Raw genomic sequence first — 19,761 nt, forward strand, 5'->3', positions numbered from 1 at the left:
TTCTAACATAATAAAATTCAAATAAGAGGTGGTTCTAAGATGACAACAAACAAGAATAACCTAACGACTAGTTGGGGAGCTCCGGTTGGAGATAACCAAAATTCGATGACCGCTGGTTCACGCGGACCTACTTTAATTCAAGATGTTCACCTTTTAGAGAAATTAGCCCATTTTAACCGAGAGCGTGTTCCTGAACGCGTCGTACACGCAAAAGGCGCCGGTGCCCACGGTTATTTTGAAGTGACAAACGATGTTTCAACCTATACAAAAGCAGCTTTCCTTTCTGAAGTAGGAAAACGAACACCTCTATTTGTTCGCTTTTCAACAGTAGCTGGTGAAAACGGCTCAGCAGATACTGTTCGCGATCCTCGCGGATTTGCTGTTAAATTTTATACAGAAGAAGGAAACTACGACTTAGTCGGAAATAATACACCCGTATTTTTCATCCGAGATGCGATTAAATTTCCTGACTTTATTCATACACAAAAACGCGATCCACGCACACATTTAAAAAACCCGACGGCCGTTTGGGATTTCTGGTCTTTATCTCCTGAATCTTTACATCAAGTTTCTATTTTAATGTCTGACCGCGGTATCCCCGCAACTTTACGCCATATGCATGGATTTGGCAGCCACACATTTAAATGGGTTAATGCCAAAGGAGATGGCGTTTGGGTAAAATATCACTTTAAAACAGAGCAAGGCGTAAAAAATCTGTCTCCAGACGTAGCCGCAAAGCTAGCTGGTGAAAATCCAGATTATCATACTGAAGATTTATTTAATGCCATTGAAAAAGGCGATTTCCCTTCATGGAAGCTGTACGTTCAGATTATGCCATTAGAAGACGCTGATACGTATCGCTTTGATCCATTTGACGTAACAAAGGTTTGGTCACAAAAAGACTACCCGTTAATTGAAGTAGGTCGCATGGTCTTGGACCGCAATCCAGAAAATTATTTTGCCGAAGTGGAGCAAGCTACATTCTCACCTGGAACGCTTGTGCCGGGAATTGACGTATCACCTGATAAAATGCTGCAAGGTCGACTATTCGCATACAGCGATGCACATCGCTACCGCGTGGGTGCTAACCATCAAGCGCTACCGATTAACCGTCCGCGCAGCGAAGTAAATAACTATCAGCGTGACGGCCAAATGCGCTTTGACGATAACGGCGGCCGTTCTGTTTATTATGAGCCAAACAGCTTTGGCGGCCCGACAGAATCACAGGAAAACAAACAAGCAGCATACCCTGTTTCAGGCGTTGCCGATAGTGTTGCATATGATCATAACGACCATTACACGCAAGCAGGTGACTTATACCGCCTTCTAAGCAAAGACGAGCGTACACGACTAGTTGCAAACATCGTTGAAGCTATGAAGCCTGTAGAAAAAGAAGAGATTAAACTGCGTCAAATTCAACACTTCTACAAAGCGGATCCAGAGTATGGAACACGCGTTGCAGACGGTTTAGGATTATCTGTTCCGCAGCAAGTAAAATAAATTTATCAGTTTTCTAAATGAAAAAATAAAGGTATTTTTCTCATTGTAGATTATCGTTTATTCTCAATTAGTTTAACATTTTATCACTAAATAAGTATCCATATTTTATGGATACTTATTTAAATTCTTGTAAAAAGAGGAAGGGATGAAGAAATGATTGGACAAGAAATAAGATGTAATCAGTGTAATAGAGAAATAAAAGTACTAAAGCACAGTACGCTTTGCGGTTGCGGAATAAAATTACGAACGCTAAAAAAAGAGAAGCAACCAGCATAATGAGGTTGCTTCTCTTTTTTTACTAGATATGCTGTTTATATTCACTCACATTAAAGAGTAATCGTTACTTTAAATAAATCTCCGTCAATTTCAATATTCAGTTCTCCTCCGTGCAAATCAATAATTGACTTAGCAATAGCTAACCCAAGTCCGGAACCATCGGTTTGTCTTGAAGTGTCCCCTCTTTTAAATCGTTCAAACAGCTCATCTGCCTGCTCATTTAATTCATATTTACTTACATTTTTAAATGTTAGTTTCACTTGTTCGTTTATTTCTTGAACAGAAATATAGACACGCGTTTGTTCAAGTGAATATTTCAATATATTCTCTATCAAATTGTCAAATACTCTCCATAATTTTTGACCATCTACAGTAGCAAATATTGGATTTTCGAGAGATTGAATACGAAATTGCAGAGTTGAATCTTCAATTGCTTCATTATATTCAGCTAAAGCCTGATGAAGAAGCTGGTTAATATCAATTTTGTCTTTATGCAATTCTACATTTCCACTTGCCATTTTTGACACTTCAAATAAATCATCAATAAGTGTCTGTAACCGTTTTGATTTACGGTCAATAATTTCAATGTAAGCATGTTGTTCGTCCGAAGTAAGATCTTGCGACTTTAGCAACGCTGTATATGTCATAATAGAAGTCAATGGTGTTCTTAAATCGTGACTGACGTTGGTAATTAACTCTGTTTTCAAGCGTTCACTTTTAACTTGAACATGCTGAGATGTTTGAATCTGCTGCTGGATATGATTTATGTTTAGCGCTGCTTGAGTCAAAGCTGATTTTCCTTTGATAGGTAACGGCTCTTTCCACTCGGCTGTGGCGATTTGATCAATTGAGATAATAATTTTATTTAAATAATTAACTCGTAGCATAAGCAGTATCAAAGTAACCACTCCTACAACACTTCCAACAGCTAAGTACAGTATGGATACTTGTTCTGCAAACATAGATCCACTAGTCAATAGAGCTGCAACAGCAAACACGGCAAACACTAAAAGCAGCACTACAACCATTATATGCATGCCAATATGTCTGATAATAAAAATAGATTGAAGAAAATAAATTACTTGATAAACACACGTTCTTTTATATTCTTCTATGTCATCTATTGTGCGCATACGCTGAAACAGTAGAAATACTTGAAGTGCCCATAGGGAAATAGCTATGGATATTGCTATCATATAAAAGAAGAACGTAGCAACATGCTTATATGATTCTAATAAAGAAGCAGGATAGCCGTTCAGAACTAGACTTAATGTAAAAAATGAATATAAAAGAAAAACAATTATACAAATATCTAAAGGTATTTTTTTATAAACCCTCTGTACTGCAGTTTGTTTTGTTATTTCTTTTAAATGTCCAGTTATTGTTTTTTTATAAATAAAGGAACCTATTAGCAGAGCTAGTATCCCTGACAATGCATACACGAGAAACGCTACATTTTGATGATGATAATAGTTATATTCATCAAATAAAGGACTAATGAAGGTTTCTTTTTCAGGAACAGCAATTATACCCGTAAACTTCTGCTTTAAATACCGGGTTGGGATCTCTGAGTCTACCTCACTGCTTAACGACGAATTTTTATATTCATCTGCTTGGAACACAAGCGGTGATTGAGCTGAATAAGTATGTTTATACAATATGTTTTTCTGTTTTACTAATTGATTAACATCTTCTTTGCCTGCGTTTTGGATGTTCGTGTATATTTTGTTCGTGTTCCTATCTTTTAAATAATACATGATGTCTTTTTTATATTGAGATAATGTTTTTTGTCTATCAAAAGCTTCATCATATAGTTTCTTCATTTCGAGTTTTTTGTTTTTCGCTATTTCTTCTCGAACGAATTGATCATCTTGAAACTTTTTTTGAATGTTTTTAACTTCTAGATCCTGCTGCTTTACATAGGCAGCTTCAACGTTTTTGCTCTTTGCCTGTTTAGCGTCTTCTATTTTTTCTTCATATTTATCGTGCACGTTTTTTATTTGTTCTGTTAATGTTCCTTCCGTATATCGATACGACTCAATCTCTTCTTCTGTTATCTTATTTGCATTAACGGTATTCTTATCTTTTTGTGTCAATTCTAAAAGGTAGAGATCATTTGTAAAACGACTTATTTGCTTTTTGAAGTCTTCTGATTTTACATAGCTGCTTTTTTGTAAATAGTTTGTTTTTAATAGATTATGCACGTTACTAATTGAAGAAATAGTTGCTCCTAAACCAAATAAAAACAAGATAATCCCTATAGCTGAAATGACGCTACTTTTCCATTTTGTATCCAAGTCCCCACACAACCTTTACATACCTCGGATTTTTTGGTTCAATCTCAATTTTTTCTCTTATTTTTCTAATGTGTACCGCTACTGTGTTTTCTGCGTTGTAGCCTGGTTCATTCCATACGCGTTCATAAATATCATGTATGGAAAAAACTCTCCCTGCATTTTTCATTAATAACTCTACAATTTTATACTCAATGGGAGTCAGCTTAATGAATGCCCCATCAAGAGTGACGGACTTAGCCTCAATATCAAGTACGAGACCTCGGATATCAATCGTCTTTGTTTCCTCATATGTACCTAATGTCACATATCTTCTTAACTGTGATTTAACTCTCGCTATCAGTTCTAATGGATTAAAAGGCTTTGTCACATAATCATCTGCTCCTACCTGCAGACCGAGCACTTTATCTGCATCTTCGCTTTTAGCGCTCAGCATAATAATCGGGATATTTTTTTGTTCTCGGATTTTAAACGTCGTTGAAATGCCGTCTTGCCTTGGCATCATAATATCAAGAATAATTAAGTGAACTTTTTCTTTATTTAGTATCTCTATGGCTTCGATTCCATCTTTGGCCGTAAAGACTTTAATACCTTCATTTTTTAAATAAATAGCAATGCCATTACGGATTTCTTGCTCATCGTCTACGACTAAAACCACATATTCGTTCATTGATTTCTCACACTCCTTTCAAAAGTATATCATGGGTCATTTCGTCTATGGGTTTTATTGTAAACTGCATTTCTTAAGAAAAAGGAAGGGGAAATCTTAAGATTTTCTTAAGCTTCATATGTTGAAAAAGGTTTAAAGAATAGGGATAACAGGAACGTTAAAAGAAAAAATATAATCAATTCCTCATTTGATTCTAAAGAACTATCCGTGAGCGATTATATCTTTTTATTTAAAAGGAGGATGATTTAACTTGGAACGGAATCATACAATTATGCAATTTTTCGAATGGCATGTGCCAGCTGATGGCGAGCATTGGCAACGCCTCAAAGAGCTCGCTCCTCAACTAAAAGAACAAGGAATTGATTCCGTATGGATTCCCCCGGTTACAAAAGGTGTTTCATCAGAGGATAATGGCTACGGCGTTTACGACTTATACGATCTTGGCGAATTTGATCAAAAAGGAACCGTTCGTACAAAGTATGGAACCAAGCAAGAGCTGCATGAAGCGATTGATGCCTGTCATAATCATGGAATTAATGTCTATGTGGATATTGTAATGAACCATAAAGCTGCAGCAGATGAAAAAGAAACGTTCCACGTCATTGAAGTGGACCCCATGAACCGAACAGAAGAAATTTCTGAACCTTTTGAAATTGAAGGGTGGACAAAGTTTACATTTGAAGGGCGCGGCGATCAATATTCTTCTTTCAAATGGAACTTTAATCATTTTAACGGCACTGATTACGATGATAAAAATGGAAAAGAAGGCGTTTTTCGTATTGCCGGAGAAAACAAAAGCTGGAACGAAAATGTGGATCAAGAGTTTGGCAACTACGATTATTTAATGTTTGCAAATATTGATTACGATCATCCTGAAGTTCGAGAAGAAATGATCAAATGGGGAAAATGGTTAGCAGACACTCTGCAGTGCGACGGTTATCGATTGGACGCCATTAAACATATTAACCACGATTTTATTAAAGAGTTTGCCCACGAATTGTCCTCTTCTCAAGAAAAGCCCTTTTATTTTGTGGGAGAGTTTTGGAATCCAGAGTTAACAGCCTGTCAGGAATTCCTAGACGTGATTGATTATCAAATCGATTTGTTTGACGTATCGCTGCACTATAAACTGCATGAAGCCTCTCAGCAAGGAAGAGATTTTGATTTAACCACGATTTTTGATGATACATTAGTCAAGACTCACCCGTTGAATGTTGTCACATTTGTAGATAACCATGACTCTCAGCCAAATGAATCTTTAGAATCTTGGGTAGAAGATTGGTTCAAACAAAGTGCTTACGCTCTAATTTTACTTCGTGAAGACGGCTATCCTTGTGTGTTTTACGGAGACTATTTTGGGATAGGCGGAGAGCACCCAATTGAGGGAAAAGAAAAAGATATTTCCGCTCTCTTGCATGTACGCTATGACAAAGCATACGGCCAGCAAGACGATTATTTTGATCACCCGAATACCATTGGATGGGTAAGGCATGGTGTAGAGGAATTTGAGAAGTCTGGATGCGCTGTGGTGATGTCAAACGGCGAAGATGGCGAAAAGAGAATGTTCGTCGGCCAACACCGAAGTGGACAAACGTGGATTGACTTCACAAACAACCGAGAAGATCAAGTTGTGATTGAAGAAGATGGCTACGGACAGTTCCCTGTAAACGGCGGCTCTGTATCCGTTTGGGCTGAAGCATAAAAAAACAGTGGCCTGCGCCACTGTTTTTTTACCATAGACCTAGCAGTTTCCACCACAAGCCGCCAATTCCAATCCAAATGATAATATGAATAATTGAAATTAAAAAGCCGAGCGACCACCATTTTTGCTGCGTTACATATCCACTACCGAAGAACACCGGTGCCGGCCCACTGCCGTAGTGAGTTAAACAGCCAAATAAATTGCTAAAGAACGCTAAAATCAATGCTGACAGTAACGGAGGCGCACCAGCGGCCACAATGACAGATAAAAATGCTGCGTACATAGCGCTGACGTGAGCCGTGTTACTTGCAAAAAAGTAGTGAGAATAAAAATATGCAATAGCTAGTACAATCAACGCCGTCATCCAAGACATATGACTAACAGTGCCTTTCATCAGATCACTGAACCAAGGAATCATGCCTAGATCATTTAAGAAAGTTGCCATCATAACCAAAACAGCAAACCAGACTAATGTATCCCATGCTCCCTGTTCTTTTTTGATGTCCGACCAGCTTAACACTTGCGTTAAAAGCAGCGCACATAGACCAATAAAAGCAGTTGTTGTTGCATTAATATTTAAATTAGCTCCAAAAATCCACAGCACAAGAAGAAGTAAAAATACGCCAATCATGTACCATTCTTCTTTCTTTAGCGGACCCATTTCATTTAGTTTTTTTGCTGCAATTTCAGATGCTTCCGGCGTTTCTTTTAATTCTGGCGGATAAAGCTTATAAATAACGAGCGGAATAACAATTAAACTAATAATTCCAGGTACGATTGCAGCCGCTGCCCATCCAACCCATGAAATAGTCTTTCCTGTAATTTGTTCCGTCATTTTAACAGCAAGAGGATTGGCCGCCATTGCCGTTACGAACATAGCCGATGTAATCATATCTCCTTGAAACGATACTTTTGTTAAGAAAGCACCGACTCTGCGCTCCGTACCGTCTCCAGTTCTCGATCCGTATGTTTCAGATAAAGAACGAATGATTGGAAGAATAATTCCTCCAGCTCGTGCTGTATTAGACGGCATTGCAGGTGATAAAAGTAAATCACTTACGATAAGAGAATACGATAGTCCCAACGTCTTTTTACCGAACAAACGAACAAAGATATAGGCAACCCTTGTTCCTAGACCAGTCTTAATAAAACCTCTAGAAATAAAGAATGCAATAACGATCAACCAAATCGTCGTATTTTGAAAACCGCTGAGCGATTGTTCAAGTGTTAATGTATTAGTTAATACAATAATGGTTAAAGATAAAATAGCTACACTGCCTAATGGCAATGGTTTAATGATAAGACCTACGATAGTAGCCACAAAAATAGCGAATAAGTGCCAAGCCTTCACATCAAGTCCGGACGGAGGTGTAATAAACCATAAAACAAGTCCGATTGCCAGACAAATTAATAAAGGAATAAACTTCACTTCGCCGGCAGGCTTTTTAGTTGTTTCAGCCATAATCTTTCTCCTTTCATGTTTTTAAATAATAATAGTAGTATGCTCTTTCCCCTTCGTACCCAATACTTGTCCACTGTAAAATAAAATAATTGTAAAAATACGTTTCATAAGGATGATATTGTAAATTTGTGAAGTGTTGAGCATAATTCCTTTATTATTTTATCATACATATTGACAATTTTTATCTTTCACCTTCATTTTATTCCCTTCAAAATAGCTTGTAAGCGTTATTTCATCAAAATAAATAAGCTGCATGAGTTCATCATGCAGCCTTGCATTTAACGATTTACTTTTTGAATAAACACGACTTTGAGATAATCACCTGACTTAAATTCTTTTATTGTTTTAAAATCAGCTGGAAGAGAGAACTGCTCCATCATTTTGTAACGTTCCCCTTTTTCGTTAAAAGCTTTTTCAATAAACGAATGAAATTTTTTCATATCAAAATTACTTGCATTCGTCGAAGCTACAATGACACCATTTGGCTTTGTAAGAGCAATGGCTTCTTTTAATAAATCTTTGTAGTCTTTTGCCGCGCTGAACGTATGCTTTTTCGATTTAGCAAAGCTCGGCGGATCTAGCACCACAAGATCAAACGTCATATTCTTCTTAACCGCATATTTAAAATACTTAAAAACATCTTCCACAATAATGTCCTGTGCTTCGTGATCAATTCCATTTACACTAAATTGCTCAATTGTTTTTGCCAAGCTGCGATTGGCTAAGTCGACACTTGTTGTTTTCGCAGCTCCTCCAAGAGCGGCCGCCACTGAAAATGCGCCTGTATACGAAAACATGTTTAGAACGGTCTTTCCTTTTGCATATTTATCTCGAATCGTTTTACGGACGTCTCGCTGATCTAAAAAGACCCCAACCATCGCTCCGTCATTTAAATAAACGGCAAAACGAATACCATTTTCTTTTACAATTAAAGGGAATTCACCTTTATTTCCTGTGACAAAATCATCTTCTTCAATATACTGCCCTTTTACGTTGAAACGTTTTTTCTGGTACAGCCCTTTAAAGTTAGGCGCAGATTTTAAAGCTTCAATAACGTATTCTTTAAATTGATAAATTCCTTCACTATACCAACTCGTGACGTAATATCCGTCATAATAATCAATGATTAAGCCGCCAATTCCGTCACCTTCACTATTAAATACACGAAAAGCAGTTGTATCTTCAGACGCATAAAAATCGTGACGAGAGGCAATAGCTCGCTCAATTTTTCGTGCAAAAAATGCCGCGTCAACTTGTTCACTTTTCTTCTTCGTCAGAATCCATCCGTAGCCTTTGTTTTGTTTTCCATAATAGCCTTTGGCTAAGAATTGATTCTTTGGAGTGACTAAGTTAATAATAACGCCTTCTTCTTGCAGTTTATGACCATCAACAAGCGCATCTTTTTCAATGAGTGGATAACCTTTATTCACTTTTTTAATAAAAGCTTCTTTGGCTATAACTTGTACTTCTTTTCTCATGTGTACACCCTATCTATTTAATTTAGTTCATTCTAGTTTTATCCATTTTACGAGAATAATCTACATTTATCTTAACATAGATAACCGGTAATGTTTCCAGTTACAAAATAGAAAAGCAGAGGATGCCTTGAAGCACCCTCTGCTTGATATGAATGAAAAATGAAATGTATGTTTTATGTTTTAAGATAAAAAATTATGAGCACTCTTGTCCAGTATATGCATCGAACTTAAGCGTCTGCTGCTTGCTTCCGCTCACTAAAGTCACCACGTATACAGTTATTGAGTTTTCTGTTATAAGCTCAATATGCTCTACTTTTCCTTCTTGATGTTTTAAAGCAAGAACTTTTACAGCGTTCTCCGTTAACGGCTGAAGATTATCATGTTTTACATGTGTGATTTCACCCGAAACCGCATCGATTGTAACTGTGTATTCCGTATTATCTTTGATTATTTTCACTGTGAAAATCGCTGCGTTTTGATCATATTCTACTATTTTCACCTTACCTGCATATGTAGCCAATGCAAGATCTTTTGCATCTTGTCTCGTTAATACCTTCACTTCTTGCTGAGAAGTATTAACTACTTTTCCTGTGAAAGCATCTAACGTTACTGTATATTGAGTGCTATTTTTAAGAATCACTGCGACATACTGACTAGCGGATTCTTTAAACTCCAGACTATATACGTAACCACTATATTGTTTAACAATTGCTTCTTTTATTTTTTGCTCTGACATTAGCTGCAGCTCTTTTTTATTCTCATGAATGACTTTTCCCGTTAGACCATCTACAGTTAACGTATATTCTACTTTGCCATCTACTACAGTTAACGTATATTCACGCGTTTCTTTGTTAAAGGTAATAGATTGAATAGCGCCTTTATACTGCTTAAAAACAGATTCTTTCACTTGATTTTGTGTCCATAACTTCACTTCTCGCTTCTTTACTACTTTTCCAGTGCTCGCACTTACTTCTACAATTCTTTGCTCCAGGTTATTCGTTACAATTGTAATCACATACACACTCGATTCCTGCTTAAATTCTGTAGATGTGACCGTACCGTTGCAATCTTGCAGAGCAATACCTTTTGCCTGAGCTTGAGAGATACTCACATGTTCAGTTGCTTTCATTGTCTTCATTTCTGCAGCGTGACTCGTTGTAATAGAGCTAAATGCAATTGCAGTTCCTAAAGCAGATGTAGACAATACTTTTGTCCATTTAATCATCCTTAAATTTCCTCCTCTTTCACCATTAGACTTTCCGTCTAATTTATGGCGTTTTATCTAGTACGCCGTTCATTATGCAAAAGATTTCTGAGAATAAGACGAATAGAAGCTTAAAGTTAGCTGAAGATATAAGAATAGCTACTATTTTTCAGCTTGCTTTCAGCTATTATTCAGGGCTGTTTCAGATAAAAAAGCATAATAGAAAGTAGAGGAGCAAAGGAGTTTTCACCATGATGGATCAATTAAAAGGAATTAAAGTCTTGCTTATAGATGACGAACCCACTATTTTACAGTTTTTATCTTTAGGTTTAACGAATGAAGGATTTGATATCAAAACTGCCCAAGACGGAATTGAAGGAATTAATATAGCCAAAGAATTCAAGCCTCATATCGCTATTGTAGATGTTATGCTTCCTGGAATGGATGGATTTGAAGTATGCCGCTTGTTAAAGAAAATGGGGAATATAGCTGTCATCATGCTAACAGCAAAAGATCAAGTGGACGATCGAGTAAAGGGACTGACTATTGGAGCAGATGATTATATGGTCAAACCCTTCAGTTTTGAAGAACTTCTTGCGCGCATTCAAGCTAGAATCCGCAATCAATTTCCCAACCTATTAGACGAGGTATCAATCGGTCCATTTAAAATTGATGACCGCCGCAAAGAAATTAAATACCTTAATCACATACTTGATTTATCCCCTACTGAATATGCACTCTTGAAATTCTTGGTTATTAATCACGGTCTTGTACTAAGTAAATCCACCATTTTAGATCGAGTGTGGGGATATGATTTTGGAGGAGAAGAAAACATTGTTGAAGTATACATTCGATCACTGAGAGAAAAATTACAGGACCATAGCCGAACCGTTATTCGAACGCTTCGCGGTGTAGGATACCGGATTGATATTTCATGAAGCACAAACGTTTCTTTCATCTGAATTCTCTTCGCCTTCAGCTTTTATCTAGAAGTTTACTCGTTATTTTGAGCTTACTGATGCTGATAGGCGTTTTTCAATACGTATTTATGAAGCAATTTATTTACACAAATAAAATTAGAAGCATCGAAGACCAAATTCACTTGATTCCCGATGATGTCTGGAAGCACGATATTGAAACAAGCCAGAATGTAAAACAATCATCAAGACCAATGGTTTATTTCCCGGGCGTTAATATTACCTTTATCAATCAAAAAAGCACATTTTTACGGCTGGCTAAGGATCCACATCATTCTTACTTCCCTAAGCTTTCTGCATCTACATACAAACAAGTAATGAAAAAAAGCAACCAGCCGGACAACACGACGAGCCTCATAAAAAAAATGGATGGTCATCAAGAGCAAGTCATTGTTTTAAAACCCATTATCTTTGATGGAGAAATACAGGGAGTTATTCAAATTAATACTCCCACAGAATCATTAAGAGACCTCTTAATCAGACAAATGCTCATCTTTTTAATGCTTTCACTCACCGCAATGACCATTGCTTTTTTTGTTTTTTCTTCTGTTTTAAAACAGACGTTAGTCCCTTTGTTTACTACTACTAAAAAAGTGGAGCATATTAATGCCGGAAGCTTACATGACCGCTTGCCTGTTAATCAAGGACAAATCGAAATGGATCGCCTTTCTCTTTCTATTAATGAAATGCTTGAACGTCTTGAAAAAGCATTTAAAGCAGAAACAGAAGCCAAAGAACAAATGCGGCGTTTTGTTGCGGATGCTTCGCATGAACTGCGAACGCCGCTTACATCTATTCACGGCTTTTTAGAAGTTTTATTAAGAGGGGCTAGCAGTAATCCAGAACAATTAAACGACGCATTAAAAAGCATGTATGGAGAGTCCAAAAGACTGCACAAACTTATTCAGGATCTTCTGCTTCTTGCTCAGCTTGATCAACTTCCACCGTTTCAAAAAGAGTACTGTTTTATAGATGAGTTGATTTTAGATATGAAACCTCAACTCATACTGTTGGCGGGGAACAGAAAGGTTTTATTCGACTTTCCAAGCCGTTTGCCATCCGAAGTTAACAAAGATCAATTTAAACAAGTTGTTTTAAACTTATTTTCCAACGCCGTACAGCATACAAATCCAACCACAGGAGTTATTCAAGTGGTAGGAAAAATAAATGAGGAAGAACTTTCGTTGATAATACAAGATAACGGTCATGGTATTCCTCAAGAACACCTTCCTCATTTATTTGAGCGATTTTACAAAGCTGATGCTTCACGCTCTCGGGCATACGGAGGAGCAGGTTTAGGTTTGGCCATTAGCGCATCTATTATAGAATTGCACGGGGGGGAAATACGTGTAGAGAGCAAATTGAATGCAGGAACTGCTTTTGAAATCGTATTGCCCTTGACGTAAAAAAGACGATTGCCGTGAAGCAATCGTCTTTTTTATCAAATCAGCACACTTTTCCTGTTTGAGGACTGATTTTTACAGTATGTTGTACGTTGTCTGTTCCTTTAATGACAAACGTGTACGCTTGTTCACTGAATGAAACAGATTGAACCGTTCCTTTGTGCTGTTGAAGAGCAGCTTGTTTAGCTTGTTCTTGCGTAAACTTTACCGCTTCGACTTTGATTACTTTTCCTGTTTCAGCGTTTATTTTCACATGGTGATCTTTGTTATCTTTTCCGTGAATTAAAAATGTGTATACATCATTTGCATATGAACTCGATTGAATTGTTCCGCTGCAATTTTTTAATGCAATTGATTGAACCTGTGCTTTTGTAAATGCAGCGCTTTGAATTTGAATTACTTTTCCACTTTGTGCATTGACTTTTACGTGGTGGTCACGGCTATCGTTTCCATGAATTAAGAACGTATACACTCCATCGTTGAAGCCTACCGATTTAACCGTTCCTCCGCAGTTTTTCACCGCTACTGCTTGTGCCTCACTTTGAGAAAAAGATAGTTTTTCAACCTTTACCACTTTTCCGCTGTGTGCATTTACTTTCACATGATGGTCTTGATTATCTTTTCCGTGAATTAAAAACGTATAGGCGTTATTTTCAAAAGAAACCGATTGAACCGTTCCTCCGCAGTTCTTTAAGGCAATTGTTTTTGCTTGAGCTTGTGTATATGTGGCCGCTTCGGTATGAGCCGACGCTTTTGTTGAAGTAATGTGCTGGCCGTCTGAAGCAAATGCACTTGTCATTGAACCAAGAGCGATAGCTGTTCCAATTGTGGCACCTCCCACGGCTTTTGCTACTACTGCTTTTCCTGCTAATACTTTTCCAATCATGATTATACCTCCGCGTAATTTCCAATGTATTTACAGCACAAGCTAAAGGTTTTAACAGCGGTCATTTATCAAAATAGCGCCATTGGAGTAACGTTTTTTTCTGCTAAAATACCTTTCACTTTTGCTGTACGAGCCAAAGCGCTTCTTGTCCTCTTTAGCTATGTGTTTATTGTAAAAGCGGAACATGAATTCACTATGAAGCCCAGCTGAATGCTATCTGAACAAATTCTGAAAGATAGCTGAATAACTTCTAGTTAAACTTGTCATCTAAATGTTCAACGTTCTTAACAACAGCTCAACAAATCCAGTACTTCTCTTTATATTTCCTCAACAATCAAATGATTTAATAAGTGTATGAATACGATTTGGAGGTTATCAACCATGAAAAAACGAGTATCTCTTGGACTATCTCTCACTCTCTTAGCTTCTAGCGCCGCTTCTGCTTTTGCAGCAGAGCATCATACAGTTCAACATCCAAAACAAATAAAAAGCGTCGAGTTTCAGCCAATGAAAGCACCTACTACGATTGAAAATATGATTAAAACGTATACAGAGGCATCTGTAAAAGTAACGTATAAAGATGGAAGCGTTGAAGAAACGCCGCTTAACTATAATCAGCTCTTTCTTTCAAAAGATAAAATTGTCGATAACAAAGGGGAATTAATTGCCGCAGGTACACCGATCGATGCAAAAGGGGATCCAATTATTGACCGAAGCGTTCCTGATAAGCCATCACCATATGTATCAGATGCGCCGGATTCAAACAGCTTTATCACCATCAACGGAAAATCTTACATTGTGTCACACTATGAATATGACTCAGTTGATAATGCCGGAAATAAAGTATCGGGTCTCCCAGCTTCGATGACGCTTACACAAGTTGACCGAGATGACAAAACCGGAAAACTAACCGTCAATCATGCCAAGAAAATTGATTTTTCTAATGTAAATGGTTTGTGGACGCCATGTAATGGTTCTACAACCGATTGGGGTACTCATCTTGGTTCAGAAGAATACGAGCCTGATGCACGCGCTTTTGAGGACTCTTCTTCTAGTGCATATAAAGATGTAACAAACTTTGCGAAGCGCTACTTTGGAGATGAATCAAAAGCAAATCCTTATTACTACGGATGGATTCCTGAAATTTCAATTGATGACAACGGTGAAGCTTCAGTAGAAAAACACTATAGTACAGGACGCTTTTCACATGAAACGATGCAAATTCTCCCCGACAATAAAACGGCCCTGTTCGGAGATGATGGCACAAATACAATGATGTTTATGTACGTAGCCGACAAAGCAAAAGACTTCTCGAAAGGTACATTGTACGCCGCGAAGTTTAAACAAACAGGTACGGAAAACGGTGGTCAAGGAGACCTTCAGTGGATCAAACTTGGTCACGCTTCAGATGACGAAGTTAAAGCTATCATTAACAAAGGTACAAAATTTAGCGATATGTTTGAAACAGCAGACAAGCCTACAGAAGGATTCACTGCTGTAAAAACAGCTGCAAGCAAAAACGTGGAGTATCTAAAAGTTAAACCAGGCATGGAAAAAGCAGCAGCCTTCTTAGAATCACGTCGCTACGGAGCCATCTTAGGCGCTACGTCTGAATTTAACAAAATGGAAGGTCTTGCGGTAAACAAACAAGATAAAAAAGCTTACATGGCCATCTCTTATCAAGAAAGCGGGATGCTGAAAGAACCAGGTGCGGTACAGGATGACATACAACTTCCAAAACGAGAATCTGGTGTAACGTACCAATTAAACTTAGGATCACACCAAAAAGACCATACAAATAGCAAAATTAATAGCCGCTATGTTCCAGCAAGCATGGAAGGTCTAATCATTGGACAAGACCTAGAAAAAGCAGATGCATACGGTAATACAGCGGATCCAAATAAAATTGCCAACCCTGATAACCTTACGTATTCAAATGACTTAAATACACTGTTTATCGGAGAAGACAGCTCACTGCATACAAACAACTTCGTATGGGCTTATAATGTAAAAACTAAAAAATTATCACGCATCCTTTCAGTTCCAGTGGGAGCAGAAGCAACAGGACTTCGTGCAGTAGAAAACATTAAAAACTCTCGCTACGTACTAAGCAACTATCAGCACCCGGGCGAGGACATCAGCGACAAAAATATTACCGCTGTTGATAAAGAAGAGTTAGCTAATGCAATGAAAGAAAGCATCGGCATTCAAGAAACTGGTGGTGTCGGATACATTTCTGGACTTCCTTCTAAGGACGGCGCTCCTTATAAAAAACATTAATATGTAATGAAGCCACGTCTGTTGTGCAGTGACAGACGTGGTTTTTTATATAGTCGACGTTATTTATAAAATTGTTTATCATGATCATAATTATGGTGAATACTTTATAATATCCTTGGAGAAAGTGCCTAAACACAAACCAAATGCTTTATATTCGCAGGTATCCGGTACATGCCTTCAGGCTCGCTTTTAATTGCTTATCCCCCCGCTAATACTAGAGATAAAAGTTGTTTCAATAAGTATTTCCAGCAAAACAAAACCACTCGTTCCCTTGCACTTTTCGTTCCATACCATTAAAGTATATATTGGTTGAAGTTTATACTAGCATTCAACCTGATAAAAGAAATTACACTTTTTAATTTTGGGAATATGTTTTCCCTAAAAGAAAGGGTTTAGATATAAGATGAAAGATAATTTTTGGCATGAGTTGCCGCGTCCGTTTTTTATTTTGGCACCGATGGAAGCTGTGACGGATGTCGTTTTTCGCCATGTTGTGACCGAAGCAGCACGACCTGACGTATTTTTTACAGAGTTTACAAATACGGAAAGCTACTGCCATCCGAAAGGAAAAGATAGCGTAAAAGGACGTTTGACGTTTACAGATGATGAACAGCCAATCGTTGCGCACATTTGGGGAGACAAGCCTGAATACTTCCGTCAAATGAGTATCGGCATGGCCGAAATGGGATTTCGCGGTATTGATATTAATATGGGCTGTCCTGTGCAGAACGTTGCAGGAAACGGAAAAGGTTCTGGTCTGATTCGCCGTCCAGATACTGCGGCTGAGATTATCCAGGCAGCCAAAGCTGGAGGGCTTCCAGTAAGCGTAAAGACTCGTCTTGGCTATACGCAAGTTGACGAGTGGTACGACTGGCTGAAGCACATTTTAGAACAGGATATCGTGAACCTTTCTATTCACCTTCGTACGAAAAAAGAAATGAGCGATGTTGACGCGCACTGGGAGTTAATTCCGGAGATCAAGAAGCTTCGTGACGAAATTGCGCCTCATACGCTACTAACAATTAACGGTGATATTCCTGACCGCCAGAAAGGCCTTGAACTTGCTGAAAAGTATGGCGTTGATGGAATCATGATTGGACGCGGAATTTTCCATAATCCGTTTGCGTTTGAAAAAGAAAAGAAAGAGCACACAAGCGAAGAGCTATTAGAACTTCTTCGCCTGCAGCTAGATCTTCATGATAAGTATTCTGAAGAATTAGAGCCGCGCCCTTTCAAACCGCTTCGACGTTTTTTCAAAATTTATGTTCGCGGATTCCGCGGTGCAAGTGAATTAAGAAACCTACTCATGAGCACGGAAACAACTGACGAAGTGCGTGCGTTGCTTGATGAGTTTAAAGACAGAGCTGGAGTGAAAGAAGACGAAGGTTTTTCTGTTTCTTAAATAAGATTTCGTTTGCTTAAACTCAATTGTTCTAGCATTTTATTGGAGAGAAGAACCTTTTGTTCTTTTTTATAGACGTGTGCTATTTATCCACATATGATAAAAGCTGAGGCAGAAGGTTTCACATTTCCTTCTGCCTCAGCTTTTAATGAAAAAATATCCACACGTTCTATTTATGATAAGGTTCATTTCGAATAATACGAAAAGCTCGGTAAATCTGTTCTACTAATACTAGGCGCATAAGCTGATGAGGAAACGTCATCTTTGAAAAAGAAAGGGCTGCGTTTGAGCGTTTCATTACTTCGCTGCTTAAACCAAGCGATCCGCCAATGACAAACGCTATTTTGCTTTTTCCGTAGGTAGCTAATGAATCAATTTCTTTTGCGAGTTCCTCGGAAGATTTTTGTTTTCCGTTAATAGCTAATGCGATTACGTGAGTATCGTCTGAGATTTTCGCTAAGATGCGCTCTCCTTCTTTTTGTTTCACCTGTTCCATTTCAGATTCACTTAAGTTTTCTGGCGCTTTTTCATCTGCAAGCTCAATAATTTCTACTTTTGCATAGCTTGATAAACGCTTTAAATATTCTTGAATACCTTGTTTTAAGTATTTTTCTTTTAGCTTCCCAATGGTTATAATAGAGATATTCACAGGCTATTCTCCTCTCCTTTATCTCTTATCCACAGATATTATCCACATATCCACATGTTATATCCACATTTTGTATAAGAATATTAGTTCCCTACTACATATACAGCTTCATTGTCACAATATTCACAGCTTTTTTTGTCAGTGGAATTTTCTATTTTTTCAAAAACCGGCGCTAGCTCAATCTCATCTACCATTACATCCAGCGCTAGTTCTGTATGTTCTAAACAGCAATATATCTTCATGTATTTATCTTCCTCTCTCTATTCTTTTCATTAAAAAACCACAGGAGTTTATCCCCTGTGGATAACTTTTCTTTCACTTCATTTGACGCGTTAATTTTACTTCTGTGGATTTCTTTTTGCCATCGCGATAGAACGTTACGTTCATTTTATCGCCAATTTCTTTTTCAATGTAGAGGTGTTTGCGAAGTGTCGCAATGTCTCTTACTTTGCTGTGATCTAACTCAACAATCACATCATATTCCTTTAATCCGGCTTTAGCGGCTGGCGAACCTGGCTCGACTTTTAGAACAGCGACTCCGTTTACTACATCATGCGGTAACTTAAGGGTTTCTTTTAAATGATACCCTGATACCTCACTTAATGATAGTGTACTAACTCCAAGATACGGACGTCTGACTTCACCATATCGTTCCAAGTCATTAATAATGGGTCTAGCCATGTTGATTGGAATCGCAAGACCAATGCCTTCTACTGCTTCTTGGGCAATTTTCATGGAATTAATACCGATTAATTCACCATCAATATTAACAAGAGCACCCCCGCTATTACCAGGGTTAATGGCGGCATCTGTTTGAATAACTTCTGATTGCCAATCAGGATTTCCATCGCCATTCAAATCTTGAGGAATGACACGGTTAACCCCTGAGACAACTCCTTGTGTAACGGAGCCAGAAAATTGAAGGCCTAGCGGGTTTCCGATAGCAATCACTGGTTCACCAGCCTTAAGCTTATCAGAATTTCCGAAGGTAGCCACTTTTGTCACGTGGCCTGCGTCAATTTCAAGAACTGCTAAGTCCATTAAATCATCGCTGCCAAGAATTTTAGCCGATACCCTTGTACCGTTACTGAAGCTCACTTCAATTTCGTTAGCGCCTTTAATGACATGATAGTTTGTCACAATATAAGCTTTATTGCCTTGCTTTTTGTAAATAACACCTGAGCCCGTCCCGGCATCAGTTCGTTCATCATTCCAAAAGCTTTCAGAGTTCTGAATGTTTACAACTCCTACAACTGCTGCATTGGCTTCAGAAACAGCTTTTGTGACGGCCGTAGTGACGTCAAGAGATACTGACTTTTGAATGGTAGATCCTGTTTGTTCATCTCTATTTTCATCCGTCATCCATCCATTTGGCAAAATCCCGTTTCTCACCAAGGCTGGCATAAGAAGCAGTACAATAAGTGCACCTATAATTGCTCCAATCAGAGCAGAAGCGAAATATCCTCTGCGGCGTTTAGGCGGCCGACTATTTGGCTCTTGGCCTTCATCATAATGTTCCACACTATCACCGAACCCTTCATTTATCATCGTGAATGTCTGCATTCACGTACTAAATGA

Annotated in this window: 15 protein-coding genes; 6 read left to right on the forward strand and 9 right to left on the reverse strand. The window is 38.0% G+C overall.

All coding sequences use genetic code 11. The features are described from left to right. Positions 1-39: 39 nt before the first annotated feature. Complete coding sequence (katA, locus tag MMB68_RS19615) at positions 40-1,500, forward strand: catalase (protein ID WP_221785908.1); 1,461 nt, start codon at positions 40-42, stop codon at positions 1,498-1,500. Between the two features lie 326 nt (positions 1,501-1,826). On the opposite strand, the gene MMB68_RS19620 is transcribed toward katA, so the two are convergent. Together MMB68_RS19620 and MMB68_RS19625 are read right to left on the reverse strand one after the other, a co-directional pair. Further along, the gene (locus MMB68_RS19620) at positions 1,827-4,073 is read right to left on the reverse strand and encodes a sensor histidine kinase (protein ID WP_264408722.1); all 2,247 of its coding nucleotides are present in this window, start codon (positions 4,071-4,073) and stop codon (positions 1,827-1,829) included. After that, positions 4,051-4,740, reverse strand: coding sequence for a response regulator transcription factor (locus tag MMB68_RS19625; RefSeq protein WP_221785910.1), 690 nt, complete (start codon positions 4,738-4,740; stop codon positions 4,051-4,053). Before MMB68_RS19625 ends, MMB68_RS19620 begins: the two co-directional genes overlap by 23 nt. A gap of 250 nt (positions 4,741-4,990) precedes the next feature. Here MMB68_RS19625 and MMB68_RS19630 point away from each other — a divergent pair, with 250 nt between their 5' ends. After that, entirely contained in the window at positions 4,991-6,442 is a 1,452-nt protein-coding gene (locus MMB68_RS19630) for an alpha-amylase (RefSeq protein WP_221785911.1), read from the forward strand. Positions 6,443-6,470: 28 nt separating this feature from the next. Here the strand turns inward: MMB68_RS19630 and MMB68_RS19635 are convergent, their stop codons facing one another. The 3 genes from MMB68_RS19635 to MMB68_RS19645 form a co-directional block, all read right to left on the reverse strand. Next, a complete protein-coding gene (locus MMB68_RS19635) occupies positions 6,471-7,904 on the reverse strand; it encodes an anion permease (protein ID WP_028411930.1) in 1,434 nt (477 codons plus the stop codon). A 278-nt stretch (positions 7,905-8,182) separates the two neighbouring features. Further along, positions 8,183-9,382, reverse strand: coding sequence for a class I SAM-dependent rRNA methyltransferase (locus tag MMB68_RS19640; protein WP_221785912.1), 1,200 nt, complete (start codon positions 9,380-9,382; stop codon positions 8,183-8,185). Positions 9,383-9,575: 193 nt separating this feature from the next. Continuing rightward, positions 9,576-10,607, reverse strand: coding sequence for a PepSY domain-containing protein (locus MMB68_RS19645; RefSeq protein ID WP_221785913.1), 1,032 nt, complete (start codon positions 10,605-10,607; stop codon positions 9,576-9,578). Between the two features lie 233 nt (positions 10,608-10,840). On the opposite strand from MMB68_RS19645, the gene MMB68_RS19650 reads away from it, so the two are divergent. Next, positions 10,841-11,524, forward strand: coding sequence for a response regulator transcription factor (locus MMB68_RS19650; RefSeq protein WP_217028910.1), 684 nt, complete (start codon positions 10,841-10,843; stop codon positions 11,522-11,524). Further along, on the forward strand, positions 11,521-12,969 hold the full coding sequence (locus MMB68_RS19655; RefSeq protein WP_221785914.1) for a sensor histidine kinase: 1,449 nt from the start codon (positions 11,521-11,523) through the stop codon (positions 12,967-12,969). Before MMB68_RS19650 ends, MMB68_RS19655 begins: the two co-directional genes overlap by 4 nt. A gap of 40 nt (positions 12,970-13,009) precedes the next feature. On the opposite strand, the gene MMB68_RS19660 is transcribed toward MMB68_RS19655, so the two are convergent. After that, positions 13,010-13,852, reverse strand: a complete 843-nt coding sequence (locus MMB68_RS19660) for a PepSY domain-containing protein (protein ID WP_221785915.1) — start codon at positions 13,850-13,852, stop codon at positions 13,010-13,012. 381 nt (positions 13,853-14,233) lie between these two features. On the opposite strand from MMB68_RS19660, the gene MMB68_RS19665 reads away from it, so the two are divergent. Both MMB68_RS19665 and MMB68_RS19670 read left to right on the forward strand, forming a co-directional pair. Then, positions 14,234-16,132, forward strand: a complete 1,899-nt coding sequence (locus MMB68_RS19665) for a PhoX family protein (protein ID WP_221785916.1) — start codon at positions 14,234-14,236, stop codon at positions 16,130-16,132. 403 nt (positions 16,133-16,535) lie between these two features. Next, positions 16,536-17,534: a tRNA dihydrouridine synthase gene (locus MMB68_RS19670; protein WP_014457691.1), complete on the forward strand. Its 999-nt coding sequence runs from the start codon at positions 16,536-16,538 to the stop codon at positions 17,532-17,534. A gap of 169 nt (positions 17,535-17,703) precedes the next feature. Here the strand turns inward: MMB68_RS19670 and rlmH are convergent, their stop codons facing one another. From rlmH to MMB68_RS19685, 3 genes are all read right to left on the reverse strand, one after another. Then, the gene (rlmH, locus tag MMB68_RS19675) at positions 17,704-18,183 is read right to left on the reverse strand and encodes a 23S rRNA (pseudouridine(1915)-N(3))-methyltransferase RlmH (RefSeq protein WP_013085547.1); all 480 of its coding nucleotides are present in this window, start codon (positions 18,181-18,183) and stop codon (positions 17,704-17,706) included. Between the two features lie 83 nt (positions 18,184-18,266). Further along, positions 18,267-18,425 (reverse strand): CxxH/CxxC protein, encoded by a 159-nt coding sequence (locus tag MMB68_RS19680; RefSeq protein ID WP_013059901.1) that lies wholly within the window; start codon positions 18,423-18,425, stop codon positions 18,267-18,269. A 73-nt stretch (positions 18,426-18,498) separates the two neighbouring features. Next, positions 18,499-19,731 (reverse strand): S1C family serine protease, encoded by a 1,233-nt coding sequence (locus MMB68_RS19685; protein WP_260507036.1) that lies wholly within the window; start codon positions 19,729-19,731, stop codon positions 18,499-18,501. Positions 19,732-19,761: the final 30 nt, after the last annotated feature.

Source organism: Priestia sp. Y58 (genome assembly GCF_029522095.1).
GTDB lineage: Bacteria > Bacillota > Bacilli > Bacillales > Bacillaceae_H > Priestia > Priestia megaterium_E.

Excerpts from the sequence above, each read along its gene's own strand:
- MMB68_RS19655 (WP_221785914.1), top strand. The coding sequence starts at position 11,521 with ATGAAGCACAAACGTTTCTTTCATCTGAATTCTCTTCGCCTTCAGCTT.
- MMB68_RS19650 (WP_217028910.1), top strand. The coding sequence starts at position 10,841 with ATGGATCAATTAAAAGGAATTAAAGTCTTGCTTATAGATGACGAACCC.
- MMB68_RS19660 (WP_221785915.1), bottom strand. The coding sequence starts at position 13,852 with ATGATTGGAAAAGTATTAGCAGGAAAAGCAGTAGTAGCAAAAGCCGTG.
- MMB68_RS19640 (WP_221785912.1), bottom strand. The coding sequence starts at position 9,382 with ATGAGAAAAGAAGTACAAGTTATAGCCAAAGAAGCTTTTATTAAAAAA.
- MMB68_RS19685 (WP_260507036.1), bottom strand. The coding sequence starts at position 19,731 with ATGATAAATGAAGGGTTCGGTGATAGTGTGGAACATTATGATGAAGGC.
- MMB68_RS19665 (WP_221785916.1), top strand. The coding sequence starts at position 14,234 with ATGAAAAAACGAGTATCTCTTGGACTATCTCTCACTCTCTTAGCTTCT.
- MMB68_RS19635 (WP_028411930.1), bottom strand. The coding sequence starts at position 7,904 with ATGGCTGAAACAACTAAAAAGCCTGCCGGCGAAGTGAAGTTTATTCCT.
- MMB68_RS19625 (WP_221785910.1), bottom strand. The coding sequence starts at position 4,740 with ATGAACGAATATGTGGTTTTAGTCGTAGACGATGAGCAAGAAATCCGT.
- katA (WP_221785908.1), top strand. The coding sequence starts at position 40 with ATGACAACAAACAAGAATAACCTAACGACTAGTTGGGGAGCTCCGGTT.
- MMB68_RS19680 (WP_013059901.1), bottom strand. The coding sequence starts at position 18,425 with ATGAAGATATATTGCTGTTTAGAACATACAGAACTAGCGCTGGATGTA.
- MMB68_RS19645 (WP_221785913.1), bottom strand. The coding sequence starts at position 10,607 with ATGATTAAATGGACAAAAGTATTGTCTACATCTGCTTTAGGAACTGCA.
- MMB68_RS19670 (WP_014457691.1), top strand. The coding sequence starts at position 16,536 with ATGAAAGATAATTTTTGGCATGAGTTGCCGCGTCCGTTTTTTATTTTG.